The sequence below is a fragment of the Thermoactinomyces daqus genome, from assembly GCF_000763315.1.
Classification (GTDB): domain Bacteria; phylum Bacillota; class Bacilli; order Thermoactinomycetales; family Thermoactinomycetaceae; genus Thermoactinomyces_A; species Thermoactinomyces_A daqus.
The window spans coordinates 150,389-160,241 of sequence record NZ_JPST01000035.1; the positions used below are offsets into that span (position 1 = coordinate 150,389).

The 9,853-nt window shown below is 47.3% G+C and carries 10 protein-coding genes; 3 read left to right on the forward strand and 7 right to left on the reverse strand.

The genetic code is table 11. The features are described 5' to 3' along the window. The first annotated feature begins 8 nt into the window (after window positions 1-8). Window positions 9-1,139, forward strand: a complete 1,131-nt coding sequence (locus JG50_RS0114395; protein ID WP_052154358.1) for a GerAB/ArcD/ProY family transporter — start codon at window positions 9-11, stop codon at window positions 1,137-1,139. Here JG50_RS0114395 and JG50_RS0114400 read toward each other — a convergent pair. Then, on the reverse strand, window positions 1,095-1,313 hold the full coding sequence (locus JG50_RS0114400) for a hypothetical protein (RefSeq protein ID WP_033101792.1): 219 nt from the start codon (window positions 1,311-1,313) through the stop codon (window positions 1,095-1,097). The genes JG50_RS0114395 and JG50_RS0114400 overlap by 45 nt on opposite strands. A 407-nt stretch (window positions 1,314-1,720) precedes the next feature. Between JG50_RS0114400 and JG50_RS0114405 the strand changes: the two genes are divergently transcribed. Beyond that, window positions 1,721-3,061, forward strand: coding sequence for an Nramp family divalent metal transporter (locus JG50_RS0114405; RefSeq protein WP_033101793.1), 1,341 nt, complete (start codon window positions 1,721-1,723; stop codon window positions 3,059-3,061). Between the two features lie 296 nt (window positions 3,062-3,357). On the opposite strand, the gene qoxD is transcribed toward JG50_RS0114405, so the two are convergent. The 4 genes from qoxD to qoxA are packed head-to-tail and all read right to left on the reverse strand — an operon-like array spanning window position 3,358 to window position 7,241. Further along, window positions 3,358-3,654 (reverse strand): cytochrome aa3 quinol oxidase subunit IV, encoded by a 297-nt coding sequence (qoxD, locus tag JG50_RS0114410; RefSeq protein WP_033101794.1) that lies wholly within the window; start codon window positions 3,652-3,654, stop codon window positions 3,358-3,360. 1 nt (window position 3,655) lies between these two features. After that, window positions 3,656-4,270: a cytochrome aa3 quinol oxidase subunit III gene (qoxC, locus tag JG50_RS0114415; RefSeq protein ID WP_033101795.1), complete on the reverse strand. Its 615-nt coding sequence runs from the start codon at window positions 4,268-4,270 to the stop codon at window positions 3,656-3,658. A 33-nt stretch (window positions 4,271-4,303) separates the two neighbouring features. Continuing rightward, complete coding sequence (gene qoxB / locus JG50_RS0114420; protein ID WP_033101830.1) at window positions 4,304-6,241, reverse strand: cytochrome aa3 quinol oxidase subunit I; 1,938 nt, start codon at window positions 6,239-6,241, stop codon at window positions 4,304-4,306. Window positions 6,242-6,293: 52 nt separating this feature from the next. Next, entirely contained in the window at window positions 6,294-7,241 is a 948-nt protein-coding gene (gene qoxA / locus JG50_RS0114425; RefSeq protein ID WP_081943956.1) for a cytochrome aa3 quinol oxidase subunit II, read from the reverse strand. Window positions 7,242-7,805: 564 nt separating this feature from the next. Here qoxA and JG50_RS19760 point away from each other — a divergent pair. Beyond that, on the forward strand, window positions 7,806-8,141 hold the full coding sequence (locus JG50_RS19760) for a hypothetical protein (protein ID WP_152568594.1): 336 nt from the start codon (window positions 7,806-7,808) through the stop codon (window positions 8,139-8,141). Between the two features lie 111 nt (window positions 8,142-8,252). On the opposite strand, the gene JG50_RS19765 is transcribed toward JG50_RS19760, so the two are convergent. Together JG50_RS19765 and JG50_RS0114445 are read right to left on the reverse strand one after the other, a co-directional pair. Further along, a complete protein-coding gene (locus JG50_RS19765) occupies window positions 8,253-9,275 on the reverse strand; it encodes a D-alanyl-D-alanine carboxypeptidase family protein (RefSeq protein WP_052154359.1) in 1,023 nt (340 codons plus the stop codon). A 260-nt stretch (window positions 9,276-9,535) separates the two neighbouring features. Then, on the reverse strand, window positions 9,536-9,841 hold the full coding sequence (locus JG50_RS0114445; protein ID WP_235281695.1) for a sigma-70 family RNA polymerase sigma factor: 306 nt from the start codon (window positions 9,839-9,841) through the stop codon (window positions 9,536-9,538). Between the last annotated feature and the right edge of the window lie 12 nt (window positions 9,842-9,853).

Consider the following 9,853-nt stretch of genomic DNA (forward strand, 5'->3'; position numbering starts at 1 on the left):
GAGAGAACATGACAAAGAATAAATGTACCCACACACAGCTTATCTTTCTCATTCTGCTGCAACAATTGAGCAGCAGCATCGTCGTCAGTCTGGGAATTCAAGCCAAGCAGGATGCATGGATTGCCATATTGGCCGCGTTGGTTGGCGGCCTTGCTTTGCTCTGGCTGCATATCAAATTGCATCAACTTCATCCCGATGTGCCCTTAACCGGGGTTATTCGAAAAATATTGGGAAAATGGCTTGGGTGGCCGCTTGCCCTTCTCTACGTTCTCTACTTTATTTATGTTGGAAGCAGGGTGTTGCGCGATCTTTCTGATCTGTTGAAAACAGCTTTGCTAGACTATACCCCTCTCTCTGCCATTAGTGCTTTTATTATGATCTGTATAGTCTATGTTTTAAGCCATGGACTCGAAAATCTGGGGAAGACCGGAGAGATTTTCGGCATGATCTATATTCTGAGCATCTTTTCCATTCTTTCTGTTTTGTTCATTACCAACGTTTTTAATCCGGACAGAATTTTACCCGTTGCCGAAGACCCCGTGCTTATTGTAAAAACAGCCTATCCTCTCGTCTATACGTTCCCGTATGGAGAAATCATTCTGTTCACCATGCTGTACCCTTATGTGCAAACCAATCAATCGCTGTATAAAATCACCGCGATAACCATGATCTTCAGCGGATTGCTTTTATCCTTGATCCTAGCTGTGATGGTGGGTGTACTGGGGCCTGAAGTGACAGCCCGTTCCACTTTTCCTTTATTGAGCTCGCTAGGCAAGGTCAACCTGCTTTACTTTTTGCAGCGTCTCGATAGTTTGGCGATTGTCATCTTGGTCATCGGTGGCTTCTTTAAAATCGCGCTCTTTTTAATGAGCGCTGTAATCGGAGCAACTGATCTGTTTAAAGGAGAGCAAAAAAAGTTAGTGACACCGATCGGTGCCATCTTATTTGTCCTTTCCCAATTTATCGCGGCCAATATTGCTGAACATCTGAGCGAAGGGGAATATTTTGTGCCCCGCTACCTGCATTTACCCATGCAAACGGTTATTCCGCTCTTGTTGTTCCTGATCGGATGGATCAAAAAGAAACGTGCCCATTCATCTGACCAGATTCATCCCCCACCAAATCAGGTTGCGCACTAGCGGATAAACTAAAAACGAAACGGTTAAAAAAATGGCCATATAATCCATCATCTCAAACGGAAAAAACATTTTTTCGATCGATTCCCCCAAGGGAAACCCGATCGCCAAATCAATTCCCACAATGAACAGAAGGGATGTTACCAATAAAAATAAATAAATGCCGATAGTTCTCATCTTCATCTCTCCTCTCTTCAATGCTAGTGTCTTGCTTTTAAGTTCAAGACATGCAAAAAATCACGACATGGAACAATTTTCTCCTTTACCCATAAAATAGAAATAACTTCTTTATGTAGGTAAAATCGAATTCCTTCTAAAAATAATGATTGAATAAATAACTATTTCCTTTTATTATTTGTATAAGGGAAACTTTTTTAACCTCCCTCTACAATTTAACCATAAGCAAAAAAAACAAAAGGCATGAAACACCTCTTGGAAAGATCCCTTCATTCAAGTCGGTGATTGGGTATAGCCATTCTGTCCTTTTCGGCCAAAATGAGATTTGGTTCTATTTTTTACCGCAAATTTTGCCCTGGCGCAAAAATAATGGCTCCGTACATAAAATAGAAGAGGAGTGTGTCAAGATGAAGAATTCGATGATGCGGATGGATTGGGGAGGGTGGAAAAAAGAACGGACCATTCCCAGTCTGCCGGAAGTTCACCGTTCTCTTCCGGTTCCGGCCAAAGGTTCCTGGTTTCGCAAATTCCTCGCTTTTGTCGGCCCCGGTTATCTGGTGGCGGTCGGTTATATGGACCCGGGCAATTGGGCAACCGACATCGCCGGCGGTTCCACCTTTGGCTACCCACTGCTCTTTGTCATTCTGCTCTCAAATCTGATGGCCATTTTATTGCAGACACTCGCCGGCAAATTGGGCATTGTCTGCGGTCGGGATCTGGCACAGGCATGCCGCGATCATTATTCCAGGCCGGTATCCCTTTTCCTCTGGGTCTTGTGTGAACTGGCGATTGCTGCCTGCGACCTGGCCGAACTGCTGGGAACTGCGATCGCCCTGCAACTGCTGTTTCATATTCCGCTGCTAATCGGCGTTCTGTTGACAGCGGTCGACATTATTCTGATTTTGCTCCTTCAAAACAAAGGGTTTCGCTATATTGAATCGATCGTCGTTTCGTTTATGGTGGTAATCTTTCTCTGTTTCGCCGTGGAACTGGCGTTGGCCCATCCCACATTGCACGAAATCGCCAAAGGGTTTGTGCCAAGCAGCCAAATCATTACCAATCCCGATATGCTTTATATTGCCATCGGTATCTTGGGTGCTACGGTGATGCCGCACAACCTTTATCTTCATTCATCCATTGTGCAAACGCGAGCCGTCCCCCATACGACGGACGGAAAAAGAGCGGCGATCCGCTTTGCCACCCTCGATACAACGGCCGCCTTGTTCTTTGCCCTGTTTATCAATGCGGCGATTCTGATTCTGTCGGCGGCCAGCTTCCACAGCTTCGGCATGGTTGTGGATGATATCAGCAAGGCCTACCAATTATTAAGCCCGATATTGGGCACCTCCGCCGCCAGCATTTTATTCGGCGTGGCCCTGCTCGCATCGGGGCAAAATTCCACCTTGACCGGCACTTTGGCCGGACAGATCGTTATGGAGGGTTTCCTTGATCTCCGGTTAAAACCGTGGTTGCGCCGTCTGATTACACGGCTGATCGCCATCATACCGGCTGCAATCATGACCGCTTTGTACGGGGCGCAAGGAGCCATGGATCTGCTGGTTCTGAGCCAGGTGATTCTCTCGTTGCAATTGCCGTTTGCCATTGTCCCGCTGATCAAGTTTACCGGTGACAAAAGCAAAATGGGAAGCTTCGCCAATCCCCGCTGGCTGCAAATACTCGCCTGGCTCGTCGCCGTCATTATCATCGCGTTCAATCTCGTTTTGCTGGTTCAGATATTTTACTCTTGATGATCAATGAAGTGATGACCGAACATCGGAGGAGGTTGGAGCTTAGGCTCTTTCCTCCTTTTATTTTAGAGAGAAATCAGATCGGACCGCTTCAGAACCAATGAGAAATTCCGTTTACACATCATACCGAAAAATCAGTTATGTAATTTCGAAACATGAGCGTTATCCACGTGTAACAATCTTGAAAAAATCGTAATAAAACAGACAAGTTTGTTTTTTTCGTGATATAATATAATCAAATCAAACAAATGCATAAAAAACCCAAGGCCCGCATCAAAACGAGCCTTGGGTTTCACTCACATTGTATTGTAGAGCATGATCCAGATTGAACCGGCCACCGTTGCAACCGCGACAAAAATGCCGTAGAGCAGATTGATGATCTGGAACACCTTGCTGTCTCCTTCACTGATGTGCATGAAGTAAACCAATTGAACGACAAACTGGAAAATGGCCAGAATCACAATAATCGTCAAGCGCAAACCCACGGGAATCGGCGCTTTTAATGTGACCCAAAGAGCCGCAAAGGTAAGGAGCAACGACCAGATAAACCCGATTATATGATGCTTTGGTGAATGATGCTGTGTTTGTTCCATATCAGGTCACCACCCCTGTCAAATATACGGCTGTAAAGATGAAGATCCAGACCACATCGAGGAAGTGCCAATACAATCCCGTAATGAATGCTTTACGCGCAGTCATCGGAGTAAAGCCGCGTTTGGCAATTTGGGCCATGACACACAAGATCCAGAGAACCCCGAGGCTGACGTGGGCACCATGCGTACCCACCAGAATGAAGAAACCGGACAAAAATGCACTTCGGGAAAGACCTGCCCCTTCCGATACATAAGTGACGAACTCACGGATCTCCATGCCGAGAAATCCGAGGCCAAGGAGAAGCGTTATCGCCATCCAGGCCATATAGCCCTTTTTATTTCCTTTTCTCATTTCCAGCACGGCCAAGCCGCAGGTAAAACTACTTGTCAACAGCAGCAACGTTTCAATCATGAAATCCCGTACTTCAAACAGCTCTTTGGAAGTAGGACCTCCGGCCGTTTGCCCGTGCAAAACCAGGTATGTGGCAAACAGCGTCGCAAACAGAACGATCTCCGCCCCCAGGAAAATCCAGAAGCCAAAAATCTTCAGGCTTCCTTCTTCCGTTGAGTACTCCAAGGGGCCGGAGGAGGTGGCCTTTTCGCTTATTGCAGCCATCCTGACATCCTCCTTACCGCATGATGATTGGTTTTAACTCGCCATTTCGTGTTTTTTGATTTCCTCCACCGATACATAATGGTGGGAGTCATAGTCGTTAAACGAACGCCACAGCATGCAGAGGAGCACACCGATCAGTCCGCCGATGGCCAGCAGATACCATTCGAAAACAAAGCCAAAACCGGCAACAAACATAAACGCGGACATGACAATCGGCATTCCCGTATTGTTCGGCATATGAATCGGTTTATAGGGTTCCGGTTTTTCTTTCTTTTTGCCTTTCTCCTTCTTCATGTGCCACCAAGCGTCGAGCGCCTCCACTTTCGGGATGTGCGCAAAGTTGTAGTGTGGTGCCGGAGAGGATAAGGACCACTCCAACGTGCGGCCGTCCCAGGCATCGCCAGTCACATCGCGCTCACCGAAGCGTGCGCTGTAGTAGACGCAGTAACAGAAGATGAGGAAGCCAATCCCCATGATAAAGGCACCGATTGTTTCCACCATGTTGATCGGACCCCATCCGGTTTCGGCCGGATACGTGTAAATGCGGCGGGTCATTCCTTGCAGTCCGACGAGGTACATCGGAATGAAGCAGAGGTGGAACCCGATATTGAAGACCCAGAATGCCCATTTGCCCAGACGTTCATCCAGCTTGTGCCCGAACATTTTCGGCCACCAGTAGGTGAGTCCGGCAAAGCAGCCGAAAACTGTACCGCCGATCAGCACATAGTGGAAGTGGCTGATCAGGAAGTAGCTGTTGTGGTATTGATAGTCTGCCGGTACTGCGGCGAGCATCACACCGGTCACTCCACCGATCAGGAAGCTGGGAATAAAGGCAAGTGCCCACAACATCGGCTGGGTAAACTCAATCCGCCCTTTGTGAAGGGTTAACAGCCAGTTGAACACTTTGACCCCGGTCGGAATCGCGATCAGCATCGTCGAGACACCAAAGAACGAGTTGATCCACGGTCCCTGTCCCATGGTGAAGAAGTGGTGCAACCAAACGATAAAGCTGAGTGCGGAGATCGCCACCATCGAATAAACCATCGCCCGGTATCCGAACAAACGTTTCCGAGCAAACGTACTGATAACTTCGGAGAAAATGCCGAATGCCGGCAAAATCACGATATAAACTTCCGGGTGTCCCCAAATCCAGAACAGATTCGCCCACATCATCGGCATACCGCCGGCCGTGACCGTAAAGAAGTGTGCACCAAACAGGCGGTCAATCGTGAGCAGGGCAAGTGCCACTGTCAAAACAGGGAAAGCAAAGATAATGATCACAGAAGTGATTAAGGTCGACCAGGTAAACAGCGGCATTTTCATGAGCGTCATACCCGGTGCGCGCATTTTGATAATCGTCACCAAGAAGTTGATCCCGGTCATCAGCGTACCGATCCCGGCAATCTGCAATCCCAGCAAATAATAGTTTTCTCCAGGTCCCGGATCAAGTTCATTTCCGGCAAGCGGTGTGTAACTGGTCCATCCAGCGTCCGGAGATCCACCGATGACAAATGAAATATTGAACAACATCGCCCCGGCGAAAAACAGCCAGAAGCTGACAGCGTTGAGTTCCGGAAACGCAACGTCGCGGGCCCCGATCTGAAGCGGAACTGCCACGTTCATCAAACCGACGATAAACGGCATCGCCATGAACAAAATCATGATCGTACCATGGGTGGTAAAGATTTCGTCATAGTGTTGGGCGTTGAGGAAATTCAAGCCCGGCCATGCCAGTTGCGTCCGCATTAAAAGCGCGTCCACCCCACCGCGGAATAACATGAGGAGCGCAGAGATGATATACATAATCCCAATGCGTTTATGATCGACGGTTGTCAACCATTCATCCCACAACCAACGCCATTTCTTAAAGTAGGTGAGGACGAAGATGATCCCCAACGTCACCAGAACGATCAACACGTCAGCCATGTAGATCATCGGCTCCCCGGTTACGAAGAAGCCGTGTTCCGGCATTTTAAAGCTAAATAAACTGCTCATGTTTCTCCTACCTCCTTTTCACCAGAATTCACTCCATATGGGTCATGGTTTCGGAGCCATCCATGCCATGGTTCATCCCACTCATGTCATGATTCATGGAGTTCGCCTCGGAAGTACCGTGATCCATGTCTTTCATGTCATGGTTCATGTTTGGATCTTCTTTCAGTTTCGGGTAGGAAGAGTAGGTTTGTTCCCCTACCAGACCGGGTTGAAGAAGTTTTTTCCATTGGGCCTCCGTTTGTTTTGGTGCCGTTTTCTTAACCTGCTCAACCCATGCGTTGAAATCTGCTTCTTTTTGCGCAATGACATCAAATTGCATATGAGTAAATCCACGACCGGAGAAGTTGGCACTGCGGCCGACATAGGTACCAGGCTTGTCCGCTTCAAGCCATAATTTCATGGACATACCGGGCATGGTATACTCCTGTCCGCCTAACTCAGGAACCCAGAAGGAGTTCATCGCACCAACTGCGTTCAATTCAAACCGGATCGGAACATCTGCGGGGATCTTCACATAATTGACTGTTTCGATCCCTTGCTCCGGATATTTGAAAATCCATTTCCAATCGGCTGAAGTCACTTCAATTACAAGCGGTTTTTTGTGAGGGCTCGGCGATTTCTCCAAATCAAACGTCATCGTTACGGTAGGAACTGCAATAAGCGCCACGATCACGATCGGGATCGCCGTCCAAATCATTTCCAACCATTTGTTTTCATGCACTTCGGGCGGTTCATAACCCTCGTTTTCCGGCTTTGCTCTATATTTCACAAGCATATAGACGAAAAGAATCCCAACCACGACAAAAATAAGGAGCATTAAACCCGAAGTCCACAAGATCAGGTCCAATTGTTTTTTCGCGACCGGCCCTTGCGGATTGAGAACCCCGGATTTGATCGGGGCACATCCGGTTAAGAGCAGGAATAATCCGGGAAGGATGGCCGCCTGCTTCAACCGGCGAAGTTTTTTTCCAAACATGGCTTGCTTTCACCCTTTCCTGACGAAGCTCAAGAAGTGACATTCATCCGCAGTTGCAGCAGAAAAAGTTAGGCTTCGCGATATATACATAAATTATAAATATTGGAAATTAATTCGTATGTAAGCCTGCGCAAAAGGATTAATCCGCAGGTTTACATAGCTCGTTCAAAATTAATCTATCACATCGCCACTTTTCATTTTATGACGAAATGTGTTGTATAAATGGACGAAATATGACAGTTTGATTAATTTTACAACGAAAATGCTAAAAATGACTATAATAAACAGGAGAATTACGAATAAATTACACGCAAATTACAAAATATTTCATCCCTCCTGATATTTTTTCAATACCAAAAAAAGACGAAAAATTCATCTTCCCTCCTCCTTCCCCTCTTCTCTGATCTTTCAACAAAAAATAGGAATCCGCCGCTACCAAAAAAACAGATTTCTCATAGATTAATAGAGACGAAGAAATGGCGCCAACAAGAGTTTTTGGCCTTAATTCCATTGAAATGACACTGATTTCCCGGAATGACATTTCAAAGAGAGGAGGGAGTTTGTATGCAAACTTTAAATAACCGCCGCCACAATCATAACAATCATGATAATCATAACGATCACAATGACAACAATGACCACCGCAGGCGAACCGTCATTTTACACCCTCACCGACGCGAAAACAGAACCGTTCACTTGCGCCGCAACCAGTCTGTTTTGGTAAAATGCAGAAGATCAACCACTTCCCGTCACCGAAGGATTCACCTTCGCCCAGGAGATGCCGTCAGGATCAGATGTGGCAACAGTTCGGTCGTGGTCACTTGCGGCCGCCCATTTGGACGGCTTCGGACCATTACCATCCATCCGCATGAATCGGTTCTCGTTACCTGCGGTTTCTAAACAAATCGACCGGCCGGGATCATCCCCCCCCTGAGGGAATGGTCCCTTTTTTTGATTGAACAACCATTCTGCTACATAAAAAAACAGAGCAGCCATGTGTAAATGGATGCTCTATTTTCCTTGGAAATATTCTTCCAGCGTAATTCCTTTCTGGGCGATTTCCTGGGCGATCTCTTTTCCGACATACCGGATGTGCCAAGGTTCGTACGCATAACCCGTAATCTGTGTTTTCCCTTTGGGATAGCGGATGATGAACCCATACTCGGCGGCATGTTCGGCCAGCCACTTTCCTTCTTTGGTTTCCCCGAATGATTCATCCAAAGCCAGATGGGCGCTGGGGCTGGAAACGTCGATTGCCAAACCCGTTTCATGTTCACTTTGTCCCGGATAAGCACTGAATTGTGACGTTCTTTCTTTCCCATTTTTTCTTACATTGTTTTCGTAGATTGCCTTTTGCCGGGCATAAGACCGATATCCCGAAATCCCGACCAGATGAAGATTCTGTTTCGCAGCTGCCTGTACCAGCTGTTCCAGCGCGTGGGCAGCTTCCTTGCGCAAGTGTTTCTTCTCCAGATCCCCCTGACCCGCAAACGGAATATTGGGCTGGATCAAATCAGCCGGAACATAATCGGCCGGCAGACTACGGTGTTTATTTACGACAACGGACAAATCCGCCGGGTTGGTAACCACAGCCAGTCCATTGCTATCGATCTTGATCGTGTCTTTTAACGGAACAATCACCCGGACGCGCATGGTTGCCCTAGTCTGCTTGTATACCGCCGTCACCCATACAGATGAGCCCGTCTTCGCCTGTTTGCTTACCGTGAGTCGCCCTTGGGAATCCACTTGTGCAACTTCGGGATTGCTCACCGTATAAGAAACTTGATCGGAATTCAGCTCCACTTTGCGGTTTGCCGGCGTAATCCCTGACAAGGTAAGAGAATAGGATGCTCCCGGAGCCAGTGTTTGCTCATCCGTTGGAAAGGCGATTGCCCGAAAAACCGGCTGTTCCTGCTTGGCTCCGTTTAATCGGTTTACCGCGGCATCGATCGGGCTTCCACATCCCGACAGAAAGATCAATACCCCCAAAGCAGCAACAGCCGCTTGCCAACTCCGATGTTGATATCGATTCACCCTTCCCCTCCCTCCTCTGCAAAGGTGATCCTGGAAGGCAATAAGGCATGCCATAAACGAACTGATTCTATAATATACTTCTTTGACCCAAGTTCATCCTTTTTTGCGAGATTGCAACAAAGTGTTCACGAATAAAATACCTGTTCAGCCTCCGGCAAATCCGGTAAAACAGGGACAACCTGCCGGCACAAAAAAAGCGGCTTCTTATAAAAAGAAAACACCGCAAAAAAAATGAAAAGAAAGATGGAAAGACTCAGCCTCTAGGCATGAGAAGCCCCTCCGCGATTATTCCCCACCCTGTAAAATTCATGAAACAACTTAATCAAAGCTCTCTTTTCGATCCTCGACACATACGAACGCGAAATTCCCAGCTCCTTGGCAATTTCCCGCTGCGTTTTTTCCTTTTCCCCTCCCAGTCCAAACCGCGCACGAATCACTTCCTGCTCCCTCTCATCAAGAATGTGGATATGGCTGTATATGTTCTTGCGCTCTATTTTTAACTGAACCGTCTCCACCACATCATCCCGCTCTGTGCCAAGAATATCAATCAGGGTGATTTCGTTCACCTTTTATGTTTA

Coding starts and splice junctions, on each gene's coding strand:
- JG50_RS0114395 (WP_052154358.1), top strand. CDS start 9: ATGACAAAGAATAAATGTACCCACACACAGCTTATCTTTCTCATTCTG.
- JG50_RS0114400 (WP_033101792.1), bottom strand. CDS start 1,313: ATGAGAACTATCGGCATTTATTTATTTTTATTGGTAACATCCCTTCTG.
- JG50_RS0114405 (WP_033101793.1), top strand. CDS start 1,721: ATGAAGAATTCGATGATGCGGATGGATTGGGGAGGGTGGAAAAAAGAA.
- qoxD (WP_033101794.1), bottom strand. CDS start 3,654: ATGGAACAAACACAGCATCATTCACCAAAGCATCATATAATCGGGTTT.
- qoxC (WP_033101795.1), bottom strand. CDS start 4,270: ATGGCTGCAATAAGCGAAAAGGCCACCTCCTCCGGCCCCTTGGAGTAC.
- qoxB (WP_033101830.1), bottom strand. CDS start 6,241: ATGCCGGAACACGGCTTCTTCGTAACCGGGGAGCCGATGATCTACATG.
- qoxA (WP_081943956.1), bottom strand. CDS start 7,241: ATGTTTGGAAAAAAACTTCGCCGGTTGAAGCAGGCGGCCATCCTTCCC.
- JG50_RS19760 (WP_152568594.1), top strand. CDS start 7,806: ATGCAAACTTTAAATAACCGCCGCCACAATCATAACAATCATGATAAT.